This window comes from Erwinia sp. PME.40.26/001 (genome assembly GCF_055556675.1).
In genome coordinates, this window is record NZ_JBVHNP010000005.1 from 298,977 (window position 1) to 316,284 (window position 17,308).

The following is a 17,308-nucleotide window of genomic DNA, read 5'->3' on the forward strand; positions in this document are numbered from 1 at the left end:
CCCGGCGAAAAGCCGATGCTGCCCGGGTCACCCTCCACGCCGCTGCACCCGACACATAAACGTATTGCGTTTGGCATCGTTGGCCTGCTGATCTGCATTACCGGTGCGCTGAGTAATGCCCTGGTGACGGCTAACCTGACCAACCTGCAGGGCGTGTTCGGCGCTTATAACAATGAAATCGCCTGGCTCCCGGCCGTTTATGTGATGGGGAATATCTCCATTAACCTGCTGCTGGTGAAGTTTCGTCAGCAGTTTGGCCTGCGGGTGTTTACCGAAGCCTTTCTGGTGCTGTACGTGCTGGTGGCATTTTTCCATCTGCTGGTCAATGACCTCAGTTCGGCGATCATCGTGCGGGCGGCACACGGCATGGTTGGTGCGGCGCTCAGTTCGCTCGGTATCTACTATCAGGTGCAGGCCTGGCCGGCGAAGCACCGGCTGAAAGCCCTGGCCATCGGGCTGGGTGCCTCACAGCTGGCGATCCCGCTGGCACGCCTGTTTTCGACGGAGCTGCTCCAGCTGGATGAGTGGCGCGGTCTGTATCTGTTCGAGCTGGGCCTGGCGCTGATGGCGCTGGGCGCGGTGCTGATCCTTAAGCTCCCCCCCGGCGAACGGACCAAGGTCTTTGAGAAAAAAGACTTTCTCACCTTCTTCCTGATGGCCCCCGGCATGGCGCTGTTCTGCGGCGTACTGTCGCTGGGACGCATTGAATGGTGGACCAGCACGCCGTGGCTTGGCGTTTGTCTGGCGTTGGGGCTGGTGCTGGTAACGGCCGCCGTGCTGGTAGAGCATAACCGCAGTAATCCGCTGATCAATACGCGCTGGCTGGGCAGCGGGGCGATTTTCCGCCTCGGCATTGTGATGATCCTGCTGCGAATTATGCTTGCCGAACAGAACACCGGGGCCATCGGTTATCTGCAACAGCTGGGATTACAGAACGATCAGATGCAGGGGCTGGCGCTGGCGATCCTCGCCGGGGTGGCGGCGGGTATCGTCTGCAGCGCGCTGACCATTAATCCCAGGCATCTGAGCTGGCCGATCGTGCTGTCGCTGATTATTGTGATGGTAGCCTCGCTGATGGATGCGCAATCCAGCCCGCTGACCCGCGGGAATAATATGTATTTCAGCCAGTTCCTGCTGGGTTTCAGCACCTCCTTCTTTATTGCTCCGGCGATGCTGCTGGGTGTCGGCAGCGTGGTGACTCAGCCAAAGAACCTGGTGAGCTTTGTGGTGCTGTTTGGTATGAGTCAGAACCTCGGCGGCCTGATGGGCTCGGCGCTGCTCGGTACCTTCCAGACCTGGCGTGAAAAGTATCACTCCAGCCTGCTGGGCGATCAGCTTTCGCTGCTTGATCCTAACGTGACGGAACGTCTGGCGCAGTACAACGCCCTGTTCAGCAGCCTGACGGGCGACAGCATCCTTCAGGGGGCGCAGGGGACGACACAGCTTCAGACCGTCGCCACGCTGCAGGCAAATGTGCTGGCCTACAACGATGTCTATATTCTGACCGCCTGTATGGCAGGGGTCACTTTACTCTGGGTGCTGTGGCGTCTGTCGCGTCTGCGCTATCTCAGCTGGCAGCAGGCAAAACGCGAAGCGGAAGCGGAACAGCGTGCCATGCAAAACATTAACAAAACGATTACCCGGTAACACCGCGTGCGGAGGCTACACCTCTGCGTGCGGTGCAACTAACGGGACACGGGGAAATTATGAGTCAACAGGAACAGCAGCAGCTCACCGAGCGTCTGAGAAATAATAAGCTGCGAATTATATCGATAGCCCTCGGGTCGGGCATTGCGCTGGTCGGCGTACTGGTGATCCTTTACGCCTGGCAGCTCCCGCCCTTTACCAGCCAGACGCAGTCGACGGAAAACGCCTACGTGCGCGGCCAGGTGACGTTTATCAGTCCGCAGGTGAGCGGCTATATCACCCAGGTTAACGTGCTGGACTTCCAGCCCGTGCATCAGGGCGATTTATTGATGACCATCGATGACCGGATTTATCGCCAGCGAGTACATCAGGCGGTGGCGCAGCTGGAGATGAAAAAGGCAGTGCTGGCCAACAATATACAGCAGCGGCGCAGTGCCGGGGCGGTGATCAAACGCAATGAGGCCGCGCTGCAAAACGCCAAAGCCCAGGCAGTGAAGGGCGGCCTCGATCTGAAACGCGTTGAAAATCTGGTCTCCGATGGATCCCTGTCGCTGCGTGAACGCGATGCTGCACGCGCCAGCAACAGCCAGACGCTGGCCGACGTGCAGCAGGCGCAGGCAACGCTGGAAGTCTCACGTCAGGATCTGCAAACGGCCATCGTCAACCGCGCCTCGCTGGAAGCCGACGTGGCCAGCGCACAGGCCGCGCTTGAGCTGGCGCAGATCGACCTTGATAACACCAAAATCATCGCCCCGCGCGAGGGGCAGCTGGGGCAGATTGCCGTACGGCAGGGGGCCTACGTGACGGCGGGAACGCGTCTGACCTCGCTGGTGCCGGAACAGAAGTGGGTGATCGCCAATATGAAAGAGACCCAGATGGCGCACATCAGGCCTGGCCTTCCGGTCAGTTTCCGCGTCGATGCCCTGAACGGTGAACGCTTCAGCGGGGAAGTCGAGTACATCTCCCCGGCGGCGGGCTCGGAGTTCAGCGCGATCTCCCCGGATAACGCGACGGGGAACTTCGTTAAAATCGCCCAGCGTATTCCGGTACGCATTAAGATCACCAGTGACAATACCCGACATCTGCGTCCGGGCATGTCGGTGGAAGTGGATATTGATACGGCTTCGGTACAGGCGGAGGATAAAAAATGATGCCTGCGCCAAAAACGCTGTTAGTGATGATGCTGTCGGCCACGCTGGCCGGATGCGCAACCGAGGTCAGGCAGGCCCCGTCTTCGCTGCCGATCCCGGCGGCATGGCGTAATCAGGTCGGGCCAGGGGCGGCCGTGGAAGCCAGCTGGTGGCGGGCGTTTAATGACCCGTCGCTGAATCAGCTGGTGGATCAGGCGCTGCGCAACAACCCGGATATTCTCACTGCCCGCTCCCGGGTCGATCAGTACCGTGCTCAACTGCGCGGTGCGCAGGGCGATAATTTCCCGACGCTGGATGCGGGCGTGTCAGCCGCGCGCGCGCGCTCCCTGTCAGCCGCCACCGGGCAACCGGCCGAGTCGGCGGTTTTCCAGGGGCTGCTGCAGGCCAGTTACAACGTTGATTTGTGGGGGGAACGCAGCAGCAGCATTGACGCCGCGAAAGCCTCTCTGGCAGCACAGCAGGCAGCAGCCAGTGCGGCAGAACTGACGATTGCCAGTTCGGTGGCCTCAGGGTATATGACGCTGGTATCACTCGATGAGCAGCTGCGGGTGACCCGCGCTACGCTGGACAGCCGCGCAGACTCGTTAAAGCTGGCGCAGCGCCAGTTTGAATCCGGCTATACTTCCCGGCTGGAGTGGGTGCAGTCCCGCTCGGAATACCAGACGGCAAAGGCGCAGGTTCCCCTATTGCAGCATCAGATTGCGCAGCAGGAAAATGCCCTGAGTATTCTGGTCGGGATGAATCCCCGCCAGATCGCCCGGCAGAATCACTTTGATCATGTTGCCCCGCAGGTTCTGCCCGCCGTGATGCCATCACAGCTGCTGCAACGCAGGCCGGATATCGTGCAGGCCGAACGTCAGCTGCTGGCCGCTGATGCCTCACTGCAGTCGTCGCGCGCCAGCCTGCTGCCCTCGCTGAACCTGACCGCCAGCGGTACGATGCAAAGTTCCGTGCTGCATGAGCTGGTGGAAAACCCCTTCCGCCTGTGGAGCATCGGCGGGAGCGTGCTGGCTCCGCTGCTGAACCGCGAAGCACTGACGGCGCAGGTCGATGTCTCTATGGCAACGCGCAATCAGGCCCTGTACAACTATGAAAAAGTGGTACGCAGCGCATTCAGTGAGGTTAATGACGATCTGGACGCCATTACCCGCTATCAGGAGCAGCTGACCGAACTGCAGGAGCAGGAAAAAGTGGTGCAGGAGGCCCTGCGCATTGCCCGCAACCGCTACCAGAACGGGTATGCGTCCTACCTTGATGAACTCGATGCCCAGCGTTCGCTGTTCAGCATCCAGCTCAGCGTGGTGCAGGCGAAAAACAACCTGCTGCTGGCACAGATTGACCTTTACCGCGCCCTGGGCGGCGGCTGGAAGGCATCGTAACAGGGCCGGTGATGCAGGCCGGCCGTCAGCCAAACAGCTTAAGGCTGGCCGTCAGCTTACGCAGGGCTTTCTTATCCCCGGCAATCCCCAGACCCAGATGTTGCAGATCCCCGGTGGCCACTTCCCTGACTGCCGCCGCAAACGCCGCGTAATCAACCGTCATCTGGCCCTCGCGGGGAAAGAGAACGACATCAAGCTGCTGTTCTCTGCAGTGTGCGAGCAGCGCGCGCAGCTGCGTATTATCGGCTGACAGTACGGGGATCCCCACCGGGATCAGGCCAGGATATTGCTGGCCATAGGCGTCCGACAGCGCATGACCCACCAGGCCGGGATGGCGCTGACCCAGTGTCAGCGCGATCACCGCCGCCGCATTCGCCGCCTTGCCACTGGCTAAATCCTGGTTCAGCACCACCACACAACGAACATCACTCATCACTTTTACCTTCTGACGGAGAAAACACGCAGCCTAAATCAGCCTGCGCCGTCAGTCTGGAAGATTTGTGCAGTATTGCTGATAGCGGGCGGGGGTTAACTGACTGGTGCGCCTGAACCAGCGGCCTAAGTGGCTTTGATCGGCAAACCCCAGCTGTGCCGCCACCTGGACAGGCGGCAGCCCACCCGCGAGCAGGCGACGCGCTTCGCTCAGACGCAGCTGGATCAGCCACGCGTGCGGGGGCAGGCCGAAGTGGGCATGAAATTCGCGCGACAGCCGAAAACGGTCAACGTCCAGCGCCGCAGCAATATCGCTCAGACCAATATCGTCATAGCGGCGATCCAGCATAAAATCCCGCGCCCGCAGCGCGAGGGTCTTCTCATGCGCCGGGATGTGGATCGGTCTTCGCCAGTGCAGGTGGCGGGTCAGCGCGGCAAACAGCCGCTGCAGCGAGCTCTCTTTGACGATTTTCAACTCACCCTGATGCAGCGCCTGAAACGCATGAAACGTTGCCCTGGCCAGCCGGCGGTCGCCACTGAGCGTGCGGGCAAAATTCAGCTCGAAATGGTCGGGAATATCACTGAACTGGCTGGCCAACTGCCCGCGCATGGTCAGCGGATCGATATACAGCATCCGGTAGGTAAACCCGCTGTCGTCAATGGCATCGCCGTCGTGCAGTTCACCCGGCTCCAGAAGGAACACGGTACCGGGACGGCTGCGGTGCTGCTGACGGCGGGTATGAAACTGCTGCACGCCCTGTTCCGTGACGCCGACAAGATAGCTGTCGTGCCAGTGCGGATCGTAGGCGTGGCCGGTAAAATGAGCGCGCAGGGTCTCTATGGATGACAACCCGTCACGTGCGAAGTCTACCCAGCCTGACTGCTTCATTTTTTCTCCCTGGCTTACGGCGGTATCTCAAGACCGCAGATTTTCCGGCGCTGCCGCCAGAACACCGGGCGCTGAAGCCGGGTGGAGTGAGCTGACGGAGCGGTTAAAATATTAGTTAAGTTTGATAGTCTTTTAATCTGACTGTTCAATTTTTGAAGTAAGCAGGCTCACTGATTTTCAATAAAAAAATATATGTTATGCCGTTTTCAGCGGTGTTTAATCAATTTATTACGTTAATCTGTTGGCAAGTCGTGCTATTATTCTGCGCGATAATTCAGGGGTTACTGACGCTTTTGGGTGCGATTAGCGCCCGTATCAGGCTCCGGTTTCGTTAGAAATGCTTACTTTTTGGTGAAAGGGACGTCTTTCATTTTTTACCGGCACCCAACAGGAACGTTTTGCCGGTACGCTGTGGCTGAACATGAAAAACAGTTCCAAACCTGAGTCTGAAAAAGAACCCCGTGTGCCGTTAGATGATGCGCAGTTTGCCATTGTGGTGCTTGCCGTGACCTCGTTCACGCTGATTATCTTTGTCCTGGGCATCACTCTGTGGATGTCCTGATCGTACCCTGACTGAGTTTGATCTGCTGACTGCGCAGCATCAATGCCATCTCTTCGTTAACGGTGCGGTTCCCGTTGGCATCCGGTAAGCCAAACAGCCCCACGGGGTAGCGGCGGTCATCATCCCATGCCGGATAATCCACTGCCGGATAAAGCGAAATGCCTTCAAGCTGAACGCCGGCATTCAGTGCCATCTCTCCTTCCTGAATCACCCGATTAAGCCAGTCCTGACTGCGGCCCGACTCCGCACCAGTTTCGGCGATCAGCAGCGGCCGCTGGTAGCGCTGCCACACGTCCTGTAACAGCAGGTTCAGCGGACGATAATCAGGATGATGAGGCTCCAGCGGATCGCCGTTATGGAACCACTGATTATCCGGGTACCAGGTCATGCCAATGATGTTCAGCAGATCCTCCGAGCCACCCAGCTCCGGTTCGCTTCTTCCCGCCAGCCAGTCCCAGACTTCAAACTGCGCCTGATGCTGTAACCGGGCCTCCTGCCGTGCTGCGGCGGAATAGCCTGAGGCGGCCACGTGTACCAGCGGATCGGTAATGACAAAGCGCACGCCGGGGAGCGCTTCACGCATGGCGTGCATGGCGGCAATGCTGGCCCGGGCAAGCTGTCGTTTAAGCTCACGCCCGCGCCCGGTGACAAAGGGATTAAACCAGGCAATTTCCGCCCCGGCCCAGGACCAGAAAGAGATTTGATTCATTGGGGTGATAAACGGCTGGGTATGCCCCTCGTCGCGCAGCAGGCAGGCAAGGGCGCGGGCGTAGGCGCTGAAACGATCAACAAATTCGGCTCCCCAGATATCCAACCCGTCCGGCCAGCCGAAATGAGCCAGCTCCCAGATCATCTCAATGCCATGCTTTTCTGCTGCTTTTAGCTGCGGTAAAAAGCTGTCCCAGTGGTATTCTCCCGGTTGCTTCTCAATTAAATACCAGCGTGCGCCGTCGCGCGCCGTGAGGATCTGGTGACTGGCCAGCAGGGCGTAATCCTTTTCGAGCAGCGTATCGTGACCGCTGCTGATCATTAAATCTGCCCGTTTACCGGGCGTACGGCAGGCGGTGGAACAGGCAAAGCTGCCCTGGAAAAAGCGCCTAAAGAGGGCGGGCTGGTGACGGCGTGTGGCCGGGGGGCTGTCATCATGCATGATGTTCTCCTGGGGCAATAAAATCGCAGGCGATGGGCTAAGTCTAGACTATATGTTTGCCTCACTGAGCCTGGCGAAAAACAGAGGCAGAATAACCGGATGAATAACAGAACGACCGCTAAGGATCGCTGATGACCGACACGCTTCACTCACAACAGGCAGAGAGCGCTGCTGTCCCGACACGCCTGACGCAGGCGATTACGCCGCTGGTCGAACAACATCCTCAGCACAGCGGGGTCTATCCCCTGTCTGAAGGGCTTGACGCCTTCGCTGCGCGCTACCAGCTGATCGCTCTGGCGGAAAAGACGCTGGATATACAATATTACATCTGGCAGAACGATCTCTCCGGCAGGCTGCTGTTCAGCGCGCTGCTGGCGGCGGCCGGGCGCGGAGTGAGGGTGCGTCTGCTGCTGGACGACAATAACACGCTGGGGCTGGACCGCACGCTCAGTGAGCTGAACCGTCATCCGCTGATTGAGGTGCGGCTGTTTAATCCGTTCACCTTCCGCACGCTGCGTGCGCTGGGCTACCTGACCGATTTTGCCCGTCTGAACCGACGGATGCACAATAAAAGTTTCACCGTGGACAATGCGGCCACCATTGTCGGCGGCAGAAATATCGGTGATGAATATTTTGGCGTCGGGGACGAGCCGCTGTTTTCCGATCTGGATGTACTGGCGGTCGGCCCGGTGGTGCAGGAGGTGGCGCAGGACTTTGAGCGCTACTGGCAGAGCCGACCCGTGGCACCGCTGCGTCGGGTGGTGGATGAGGAAGAGAATGCCACCTCAGCCGTCTCACTGCCCGAAGCCTGGCGCGACAGCCCACAGGTCGCCCGCTATCTGCGCCAGGTCGATGAGTCGACTTTTGTGACCGGGCTGGACAACCGATCGCTGCCGTTTACCTGGGCCAAAACGCGCCTGCTGAGTGACGACCCGCGTAAAGGGCTGGGGCGGGCGAGAACCAGCACCCTGCTGCCCCAGCGTCTGCTGGAAGTGATCGGCCGGCCCCAGCAGCAGCTGGACATTATCTCTGCCTATTTTGTGCCGACACGAACAGGCGTGGCGCAACTGCTGGCGCTGGTGCGCAAAGGGGTAAAGATCTCGATTCTGACCAACTCGCTGGCGGCTAACGACGTGTCGATAGTCCATGCCGGTTACGCCAAGTGGCGCAAAAAACTCCTGCGTCACGGCATTCGCTTATACGAACTGAAACCGCACAGCGACGTGCGCGAGCCGAGCCATGATCGGGGCCTGACCGGGAACTCGGGTTCCAGCCTGCATGCCAAAACCTTCAGCGTTGATAACCAGACGGTATTTATCGGTTCGTTTAACTTTGACCCTCGCTCTGCCGTGCTGAACACGGAAATGGGGTTGGTGATTGAGAATGACGCGCTGGCCACGCAAATTCACCAGCGTTTTATCAGCAGCATGCGCGATCGCGCCTGGACGCTGCGGCTGGATAAGTGGGGGCGGATAAACTGGGTGGAGTACCCGGGAGAGGGTGCCAATGAAGTGGTGCATAAACGTGAGCCGCGAACCCGTCTGATGCAGCGCCTGCTGGTGCGTCTGGTATGGCGTCTGCCGATCGAATGGTTGTTATAGGAGGGGCCTGCCGCCCCCTGCTAAAGGTGGGCACGTTAAGCAGGGGGCCGAACGGTAACAATGACCGGCCCCTGCATTAGGGTGCCGGCCGACGGCTACTGGCGCTGGGGTTTACCGGAAAACAGGAAACGCAGCAGCGGAATACGCAGATGGATTTCGTACAGCAGGAAGGCAATGCCAAAGACGAAGACCAGCCCGGCGAAAAAGCCCAGAGTGTTGCTGTCGATCTGTTTAACAAACAGGATGCCATAAAGAATGGTCAACGGGTGATGCACCAGATAGATAAACAGGGATGCGTTGACCAGATAGGTGACGCGCGGCGAGTGGGAGTTGAGCATCCGGTGGCCGAAGGTAAACACCACATTGATCATCCACAGGCCCATCAGCATCGACACCACCGCATCAATCTCATACAGCCAGCCTTCGCCCTTGCTCCAGGTCTGGTTAGCCACATAGGCGGCAAAAGCCAGCGCAGAACCGATAAAGGTCCAGGGAACCGGACGGACAAACAGGGCTTTAATCGCCGGGTATTTCCAGGCCATAGCACCCAGCATAAAGAAAGGGAGATACAGCAGCGTCTGCATCACGGCCATATTAAACAGCGCATCGCCGAGCACTTGCGGTGCAAAAATAAACATCAGGCGACGAAAAGCGATCCACACCAGGCTGCAAAGCAGAATAAAACCCGTTAAACGGGTCCAGGTAAGGTCAGAATAGTCTGTTTTTTGCCGCGCGCCGTCGCGCAGAAAACGGAACAGCCAGAAGCCCGCCACCGTCAGCACAATCAGCACCAGAAGAAACCAGAGGTGCGAAATCAGATCCCAGACCAGGGTGTTATACTTCTCATACAGTGTCTTACTGCTCCAGTCGCCGATCTTACTGGTCCACTCTTTCAGCATAAAAAACTGCGGCAGCGTAATCAGCGGGATAGCCGTCAGCATCGGGATGCCGACCCGCTCCACGCGTACCTTCAGCCAGTCAGACGGGGTGTAGCGCAGAAACAGCATGTAAGAAAAATAGCCTGAAATAACAAAGAATACCTGCATGCGGAAGGCATGGATAAAGTCGTTCAGCAGCGTCAGCCATTCAGAGGGCGCGGGGCTGTTAACAGACCAGTTTTGTGTGGAATAAATCAGTGAAACATGAAAAGGCACCCCTAACAGCATCAGCCAGGCGCGAATCGAATCCAGAAAATATTCTCGTTGTGGTGTTTTCTTAGTCATATATATCCAATATTCAACACGTTATTAACCTGGCTCACCCTGAACCAGCCTAAAGCTTACTGCTTACTTTAATGGAGCAAACACGCGTATACTATCAGCCGAATCTGTTTCCGCTAAACGCTTGAGAATCTGGCTGTTAGCCGCGGAGAGAGGGCAGAACAAAAATGGGGTCAGGCTGTCGGAATGCCGAATTATCCTTTAAGATGGATCAATTGATTTACGTACCCGAAAGGGGGGGATGTGCGGATTAACATGAACAATAAACCAAAACTGATGAAATTGCGCTGGGTTAGCGCAGCAGTTTTGCTTTCAATGTATGCCAATACAGGCTGGGCTTTTAACATTGACGATGTGGCAAAACAGGCGAAAGACTTAGCAGGTAAAGGCTTTGAAGCGCCTAAGAGCAATCTGCCATCACAGCTGCGTGATATGAAGTATGCCGACTATCAGCAGATCCAGTTCAATCATGAAAAAGCGTACTGGAACAAACTGAAGACCCCCTTCAAGCTTGAGTTCTACCACCAGGGGATGTACTTCGATACCCCGGTACGTTTGAACGAGGTCACTGCGACCAGCGTTCGCGAGATAAAATACTCCCCAGAGTATTTTAACTTTGGCAACGTTAAGCACGATCCGGATACGGTGAAAAACCTCGGCTTTGCTGGTTTCAAAGTGCTGTATCCGCTTAACAGCAAAGATAAGAAAGACGAGATCGCCAGCTTCCTGGGTGCCAGTTACTTCCGCGTAATAGGTCAGGGTCAGGTCTATGGCCTGTCAGCCCGTGGCCTGGCGATTGACACCGCGCTGCCGTCCGGTGAAGAGTTCCCGCGCTTTAAAGAGTTCTGGATCGAACGTCCCAAGCCTCAGGATAAGCATCTGGTGATTTACGCGCTGCTCGATTCGCCGCGTGCCACCGGAGCCTATCGCTTCACCCTGACGCCGGGTAAAGACAGCACCGTAGACGTGCAGTCGAAGGTCTACCTGCGCGATAACGTAGGTAAACTGGGCGTAGCACCGCTTACCAGCATGTATCTGTTTGGCGCGAATCAGCCGTCACAGGTGGCTAACTTCCGTCCGGCACTGCACGACTCTAACGGCCTGTCGATCCATGCCGGTAACGGCGAGTGGATCTGGCGTCCGCTGAATAATCCGAAACATCTGGCCGTCAGCACCTTTACCGTTGAAAACCCGCGTGGTTTCGGTCTGCTGCAGCGTGGCCGAGATTTCGATAAGTATCAGGATCTGGACGATCGCTACGATCTGCGTCCGAGTGGCTGGGTTGAGCCAAAAGGTGACTGGGGTAAAGGCCGCGTTGAGCTGGTAGAAATCCCGACAACCGACGAAACCAACGATAATATCGTGGCCTTCTGGACGCCGGAAACCCTGCCTGAGCCGGGCAAAGAGATGAAATTCGCCTATCGCCTGCACTTTACGCGTGACGAAAACCAGCTGCACTCGCCGGAAACGGCGTATGTGAAAAGCACGCTGCGTTCACCGGGTGACGTGAAGCAGTCTAACCTGGTGCGTCAGCCGGACGGCACAGTGGCGTTTATTGTCGACTTTGTTGGCCCGGAGATGAGCAAGCTGCCGGAAAACACCCCGGTAACGCCGCAGGTGAGCGTGGGTAATAACGCAGAGCTGGTCGAAAACAGCGTTCGTTACAACCCGGTCACCAAAGGCTGGCGTCTGGTGTTACGTATTCGTGTTAAAGACAATAAACAGCCGACCGAGATGCGTGCTGCACTGGTTAACGGTGACAAAACGCTGACGGAAACCTGGAGCAATCAGTTGCCTGCCAATGAATAAGTCAACCGTAATTCCCGACGAATATATTGACGCGCTGCCCCTTCCCCCAGAGCGGAAAGGGGCGCTGCGTGATGCGCTGCCCGCAGAGCCGGAAGAGGCTTTCAGCCAGCTGCACTATCAACTGGCCGAAGAGGGCCCGGTCGAAACGCGTCCCGATGATGCTCCGCAGGAGTCGGTAAAAGCGCGCGTTGAGATGAGCTGGCCTGACTCTGTAGACGGTGGCCGTCAGTTTGGTCAGGACGCGCTGGACCGTACCACGCTGAAAGCGATGCCGAAACACACCCGTTCTTCCATGTACCCGGAAGAGTGGCGAACCAACCCGGTGGCGCGCGCGTGGGATTCTCTGCGCGGACGTAAAAGCACACCGCGTTTCGACAGCCGTGAAGAGCAGAAAAATGAGGACAAATGGCGGCACGTAGGCTCCATTCGTCGTTATATCCTGCTGTTCCTCTCCGTCTTCCAGACGGTGGTGGCGACCTGGTATATGAAGACCATACTGCCATACCAGGGCTGGGCGCTGATCGACCCTATGGATATGATCAACCAGAACTGGCAGCAGTCGTTACTGCAGATCCTGCCTTATGTGTTGCAGACCGGGATCCTGTTCCTGTTTGCCATTCTGTTCCTGTGGGTCTCCGCCGGGTTCTGGACGGCCCTGATGGGCTTCCTGCAGCTGATGATCGGTAAGGATAAATACAGCATTTCGTACCTGACCAACGGCGACGAAGCGATAAACCCGGAGCACCGTACTGCGCTAATCATGCCCATCTGTAATGAAGATGTTGAGCGTGTCTTTGCCGGTCTGCGTGCTACCTGGGAGTCCGTGGTGCGTACCGGTGAGCAGGCGAACTACGATGTCTATATCCTGAGCGACAGCTACAACCCGGATATTGCCATGGCGGAACAGAAGGCCTGGATGGAGCTGGTCCGTGATGTGGGTGGGGAAGGGCGTATTTTCTATCGCCGCCGCCGCCGCCGCGTGAAGCGCAAATCCGGTAACATCGATGACTTCTGCCGCCGCTGGGGCAGCCAGTACAGCTATATGGTGGTACTGGACGCTGACAGCGTGATGAGCGGTGACTGTCTGAATGGCCTCGTGCGCATGATGGAAGCCAACCCGAAAGCGGGTATCATCCAGTCCTCTCCGAAAGCTTCCGGCATGGATACGCTATATGCACGCTGTCAGCAGTTTGCTACCCGCGTGTACGGTCCTCTGTTTACCGCCGGTCTGCACTTCTGGCAGCTGGGTGAGTCGCACTACTGGGGCCATAACGCGATTATCCGCGTGAAGCCGTTTATCGAACACTGTGCGCTGGCACCGCTGCCGGGCGAAGGCTCGTTTGCCGGGTCGATTCTGTCCCACGACTTTGTGGAAGCGGCGCTGATGCGCCGTGCGGGCTGGGGCGTGTGGATTGCCTACGATCTGCCGGGTTCTTATGAAGAGCTGCCGCCAAACCTGCTGGACGAACTGAAGCGTGACCGCCGCTGGTGCCACGGTAACCTGATGAACTTCCGTCTGTTCCTGGTAAAAGGGATGCACCCGGTTCACCGCGCCGTGTTCCTGACGGGCGTGATGTCCTATCTGTCAGCGCCGCTGTGGTTTATGTTCCTGGCGCTGTCTACCGCCCTGCAGGTCGTTCACACGCTTATGGAGCCACAGTACTTCATGCAGCCCCGGCAGCTGTTCCCGGTATGGCCGCAGTGGCGTCCGGAACTGGCCATCGCGCTGTTCTCCACCACGCTGGTGCTGCTGTTCCTGCCGAAACTGCTGAGTATTGTGCTGGTATGGTGCAAAGGGGCGAAGCCTTACGGTGGTGCGTTACGCGTGCTGGTGTCGCTGTTCCTGGAGATGTTGTTCTCCGTGCTGCTGGCACCGGTGCGTATGCTGTTCCACACCGTGTTTGTGGTCAGCGCATTCCTCGGCTGGGAAGTGGTGTGGAACTCGCCGCAGCGTGACGATGATGCCACGCCGTGGAGTGAGGCCTTTAAGCGTCACGGTTCGCAGATGCTGCTCGGTCTGGTCTGGGCAGGCGGCATGGGCTGGCTGGATCTGAACTTCCTCTGGTGGCTGTCACCGATTGTCTTCTCACTGATCCTGTCGCCGTTTGTGTCGGTGTGGTCCAGCCGTCGTACGCTCGGCCAGGCATCGAAGCGCGGCAAGCTGTTCCTGATCCCGGAAGAGTTCAGTCCGCCGCAGGAGCTGCTGGATACCGATCGTTACGTGGAGCTGAACCGTGAGCGCGCGCTGGATGATGGCTTTATGCATGCCATGTTCCATCCGTCGTTTAACGCGCTGGCCAGCGCCATGGCAACGTCGCGCCACCTGAAGAGCGATATTCTTGACTTTGCCCGTGACCGCCGCGTTGAACAGGCCCTGAGCGAGTCGCCGGCGAAACTGGATCGCGATCAGCGCCTTGCGCTGCTCAGTGACCCGGTGACGCTGTCGCGCATGCACTACCGTCTGTGGCAGAACGCGGACAAGTATCACGACTGGTTAGATCACTACCATACGTTGACGCTTAACCCGCTGGCGCTGAATAACGCGAAACAGGACGCAGGGCAGGCATAAAAGGGTCGCCCCCAGACGGGGAATGAAACCCGTCGCTGCTGTGGCTCACCTGCTTACCGGGTCAGCCCGTCAGGCGGAACAATAAAAAGCCGGAACTCACGTTCCGGCTTTTTTTTACGTATTATTTGCATTCAGTGCTATGGTGCAGCGACAGGCGCAGAGTAAAATAGTGCGTTTTTTAATCGGGGTTAACGTGGTGAACATGCTTTTACGCGGTATGATCGTAGCAGTCAGCCTGCTGGTACTGAGCGGGTGCGGCAGTATTATCAGTAGAACCGTGCCCGGACAGGGGCACGGCAATCAGTATTACCCGGGCGTACAGTGGGATGTGCGGAGTTCGGCATGGCGCTTTATCACGATAATTGACCTGCCGCTGTCGCTGATACTGGATACTCTGCTGGTGCCGGTCGATGCCAGCCACGGCCCTTATGAGTAATTACTTTCTGCACTGATCCTCAGGCGCGGTTATCGGCGTCGGTATTATTATCTTCCCACTCTTCCGCTGCCGCATCTGCCTCTTCACTGCCAGCGGCAGGCTCCAGCTGGAATTCTCCCTCATCCCACTCGTGCAGGGTATTTTCCGGCAGCCATTCGTTACGCAACTCGATCTCGTCAAAGTCACCGTCAAAAATTGCCTGTGCGGCTTCCCCACTCAGCGCCGGCAGGAGCTCCCCCTCATCACCGTCGTCGGTGAGGAACTCGGCCTGCCACATGATGTCACCGTCCTGCATGACATATTTTTGCAGGTTGAACTGGTTGACGGAGGCGTCTTCCTCATCGACTTCCGGGTTGGCGGCAAGGTACTCTTCACGAGCCATATCAATGGCTTCTTCCAGCGTGGCATAAAGTGTCATCTTCTTCTCCCTGATTTTCTTGGTAAAGAGTAATTGTTGCCGCTATGGGCCAGGATGCAAGGCAAGTGAAGAAAAAATTTGTATCCGTGGGCGGGGAGGACAAAGGTAAGGGTTGTGACAGTGATGGTGTGAACGGCGATATCACGGAAAGAAAAATTTCATTTAAATACATTATTAATAAAGAGGTGGGATTGTTTATCATTGTCGCTATTTTAATTAAAGCAGAATAAAATAGTAAATTTAAATAAACTTTAGAGATAATGTTTCAAACAGTATAAATTAAGTTTATTCTTATTTCTCATTATGTAATCTGTGCGCATTCCATTATTGCCTTGTTTACATTTATTGCGCTTATATCATGATGATGTTATTTCCAGTAAGGACACTGACAGCCCTGTTGCTGACGGTTAGTATCGCCAGTGCGTCGGCTGCGCCGCTCAGTCCGGCCGACCGTGATGCGGTGCGCCAGCAGCAGCAGCAGATCCTCGATCAAAACCAGCAGCAACGCGATGAGCTGGAGCGCAGCACGGCCCTGCCCGAGGTACGCACTGCGGCTCAGCCGGCAGTCCCTGACGGGCCCTGTTTTCGTATTACCACGGTTCACCTGACGGGCAGTACCCTGATCTCCCCGCGCCAGCAGCAGCAACTGATGGCCCCGTGGCAGGGAAAATGCCTGGATATGGCCAGCATCAGTCAGCTCACCCACCGGGTTTCTGACTGGTATATCAGCCGGGGCTATATCACCAGCCGCGCTTTTATTCCCGAGCAGGATCTTTCCGGCGGTGAATTAACGCTGGCGGTGCTGGAAGGCAAGTTACAGCAGATCCGCCTGAACGGCGCAGTGGCGCGCGAGCTGAAGATGGCCTTTCCTGGCAGGGAAGGGAAAATCCTTAACTTGCGTGATATCGAACAGGGAATGGAGCAGATCAACCGCCTGCGTACCACGCCCGTGCAGATCGAAATCCTCCCCGCAGACCAGCCGGGGTATTCGGTCGTCAATCTGACCGCTTCCCCGGAAATCCCCCTTAGCGCCTCGGTGAGTTTTGATAACAGCGGCCAGAAAAGTACCGGTAGCGGGCAACTGAGCGGTTCACTGACGGTCAATAACCCGCTGGGGCTGGCCGATCGCTGGTTTGTGAGCGGCGGACGCAGTTCGGCCTTCTCCAGTGCGCATGATGCACAAAATGTCCAGGCCGGTGTGAGCATTCCCTGGGGATACGGCCTGCTGGACTACAGCTACAGCTGGAGCAATTACCTCAGTACTATCAATAATAACGGTTTTGACTGGCTGTCGCGCGGGGACACTAAAACCCACCGCATTAACGGCTACTGGGGGCTGTACCGCAACAGTGACATCAAAACCGGCCTCGCCGTCAGCGTGAATCAGCGTAGCAGCCGTAACTGGCTCAACGATGCACGACTGCAGAGCAGCAGTCGGAATCTCTCCAGCCTGCAAATTGGCGTGAATCATACGCAAAAGCTGTGGGGTGGCATCGCCACCCTTAACCCGATGCTGACGCGCGGTATGCCGTGGTTCTCGGCGGAAAGTGACGAGGGTAAAAACGGCGATGTGCCGAAAGCAGAGTTCCGTAAATGGAGCCTGAGCGGCAGCTATCAGCTGCCCGTCACTCAAGACCTGTGGTGGTTAAGCAGCTTCTACGGCCAGTGGTCACCGGATCGTCTGTACGGCAGCGAGCGCCTGACTCTCGGTGGGGACAGCTCGGTACGCGGTTTTAAAGAGCAGTACCTTTCCGGGGATAACGGCGGCTACTGGCGCAATGAAATGAACTACAGCCTGTTTACCTTGCCGGTGCTGGGGCAGGTGAACGCAGTGGCTGCGCTGGACGGTGGCTGGTTGCACAGCGATCGGTTCGATCCCTGGGCATCCGGCACCCTGTGGGGTAGTGCCATCGGCCTTACGACCAGTCAGCGCTATATCTCGACTCAGTTAACCCTGGGAACACCGCTGGATTATCCGGACTGGCTGGCACCAGACCCGATCGTCGTGCAGTACCGCATCTCGCTGGTATTTTAAGAGGCAATGA

Annotated in this window: 15 protein-coding genes; 10 read left to right on the top strand and 5 right to left on the bottom strand. The window is 57.3% G+C overall.

All coding sequences use genetic code 11. From position 1 onward, the window contains the following. The first annotated feature begins 15 nt into the window (after positions 1 to 15). The 3 genes from ACZ3HG_RS16420 to ACZ3HG_RS16430 are packed head-to-tail and all read left to right on the top strand — an operon-like array spanning position 16 to position 4,177. A complete protein-coding gene (locus ACZ3HG_RS16420; protein ID WP_194710668.1) occupies positions 16 to 1,647 on the top strand; it encodes an MFS transporter in 1,632 nt (543 codons plus the stop codon). Positions 1,648 to 1,706: 59 nt separating this feature from the next. Then, on the top strand, positions 1,707 to 2,798 hold the full coding sequence (locus ACZ3HG_RS16425; RefSeq protein WP_191936485.1) for an HlyD family secretion protein: 1,092 nt from the start codon (positions 1,707 to 1,709) through the stop codon (positions 2,796 to 2,798). Continuing rightward, a complete protein-coding gene (locus ACZ3HG_RS16430) occupies positions 2,795 to 4,177 on the top strand; it encodes an efflux transporter outer membrane subunit (RefSeq protein WP_191933220.1) in 1,383 nt (460 codons plus the stop codon). The genes ACZ3HG_RS16425 and ACZ3HG_RS16430 overlap by 4 nt, the downstream gene beginning before the upstream one ends. Positions 4,178 to 4,202: 25 nt before the next feature. On the opposite strand, the gene ACZ3HG_RS16435 is transcribed toward ACZ3HG_RS16430, so the two are convergent. Then, positions 4,203 to 4,610, bottom strand: coding sequence for a DUF2000 family protein (locus tag ACZ3HG_RS16435; protein WP_465333423.1), 408 nt, complete (start codon positions 4,608 to 4,610; stop codon positions 4,203 to 4,205). Positions 4,611 to 4,661: 51 nt separating this feature from the next. Further along, positions 4,662 to 5,498: an AraC family transcriptional regulator gene (locus ACZ3HG_RS16440; protein ID WP_465333425.1), complete on the bottom strand. Its 837-nt coding sequence runs from the start codon at positions 5,496 to 5,498 to the stop codon at positions 4,662 to 4,664. A gap of 421 nt (positions 5,499 to 5,919) precedes the next feature. On the opposite strand from ACZ3HG_RS16440, the gene ACZ3HG_RS16445 reads away from it, so the two are divergent. After that, positions 5,920 to 6,060 carry a hypothetical protein gene (locus tag ACZ3HG_RS16445; protein WP_162900974.1) on the top strand — a complete coding sequence of 47 codons (141 nt, stop codon included), beginning with the start codon at positions 5,920 to 5,922 and terminating at the stop codon, positions 6,058 to 6,060. On the opposite strand, the gene ACZ3HG_RS16450 is transcribed toward ACZ3HG_RS16445, so the two are convergent. Further along, complete coding sequence (locus ACZ3HG_RS16450) at positions 6,041 to 7,210, bottom strand: beta-glucosidase (RefSeq protein WP_191933217.1); 1,170 nt, start codon at positions 7,208 to 7,210, stop codon at positions 6,041 to 6,043. The genes ACZ3HG_RS16445 and ACZ3HG_RS16450 overlap by 20 nt on opposite strands. Positions 7,211 to 7,341: 131 nt before the next feature. On the opposite strand from ACZ3HG_RS16450, the gene ACZ3HG_RS16455 reads away from it, so the two are divergent. Then, positions 7,342 to 8,811, top strand: coding sequence for a phospholipase D family protein (locus ACZ3HG_RS16455; RefSeq protein ID WP_191933216.1), 1,470 nt, complete (start codon positions 7,342 to 7,344; stop codon positions 8,809 to 8,811). A 95-nt stretch (positions 8,812 to 8,906) separates the two neighbouring features. On the opposite strand, the gene mdoC is transcribed toward ACZ3HG_RS16455, so the two are convergent. After that, a complete protein-coding gene (gene mdoC / locus ACZ3HG_RS16460; RefSeq protein WP_191933215.1) occupies positions 8,907 to 10,034 on the bottom strand; it encodes a glucans biosynthesis protein MdoC in 1,128 nt (375 codons plus the stop codon). 270 nt (positions 10,035 to 10,304) lie between these two features. On the opposite strand from mdoC, the gene ACZ3HG_RS16465 reads away from it, so the two are divergent. The 3 genes from ACZ3HG_RS16465 to ACZ3HG_RS16475 all read left to right on the top strand — a co-directional run bounded on the left by ACZ3HG_RS16465 (position 10,305) and on the right by ACZ3HG_RS16475 (position 14,845). After that, positions 10,305 to 11,840, top strand: coding sequence for a glucan biosynthesis protein G (locus tag ACZ3HG_RS16465; protein ID WP_191933646.1), 1,536 nt, complete (start codon positions 10,305 to 10,307; stop codon positions 11,838 to 11,840). Beyond that, a complete protein-coding gene (gene mdoH, locus ACZ3HG_RS16470) occupies positions 11,833 to 14,409 on the top strand; it encodes a glucans biosynthesis glucosyltransferase MdoH (RefSeq protein ID WP_191933214.1) in 2,577 nt (858 codons plus the stop codon). Before ACZ3HG_RS16465 ends, mdoH begins: the two co-directional genes overlap by 8 nt. A 217-nt stretch (positions 14,410 to 14,626) precedes the next feature. Further along, on the top strand, positions 14,627 to 14,845 hold the full coding sequence (locus ACZ3HG_RS16475; protein WP_423244826.1) for a YceK/YidQ family lipoprotein: 219 nt from the start codon (positions 14,627 to 14,629) through the stop codon (positions 14,843 to 14,845). A gap of 19 nt (positions 14,846 to 14,864) precedes the next feature. Here the strand turns inward: ACZ3HG_RS16475 and ACZ3HG_RS16480 are convergent, their stop codons facing one another. Further along, complete coding sequence (locus ACZ3HG_RS16480; RefSeq protein WP_062743775.1) at positions 14,865 to 15,263, bottom strand: MysB family protein; 399 nt, start codon at positions 15,261 to 15,263, stop codon at positions 14,865 to 14,867. A gap of 65 nt (positions 15,264 to 15,328) precedes the next feature. On the opposite strand from ACZ3HG_RS16480, the gene ACZ3HG_RS16485 reads away from it, so the two are divergent. Together ACZ3HG_RS16485 and ACZ3HG_RS16490 are read left to right on the top strand one after the other, a co-directional pair. Continuing rightward, positions 15,329 to 15,493 (top strand): hypothetical protein, encoded by a 165-nt coding sequence (locus ACZ3HG_RS16485; protein WP_191933213.1) that lies wholly within the window; start codon positions 15,329 to 15,331, stop codon positions 15,491 to 15,493. 128 nt (positions 15,494 to 15,621) lie between these two features. Continuing rightward, positions 15,622 to 17,298 carry a ShlB/FhaC/HecB family hemolysin secretion/activation protein gene (locus ACZ3HG_RS16490; protein ID WP_191933212.1) on the top strand — a complete coding sequence of 559 codons (1,677 nt, stop codon included), beginning with the start codon at positions 15,622 to 15,624 and terminating at the stop codon, positions 17,296 to 17,298. The last annotated feature ends 10 nt before the right edge of the window (positions 17,299 to 17,308 follow it).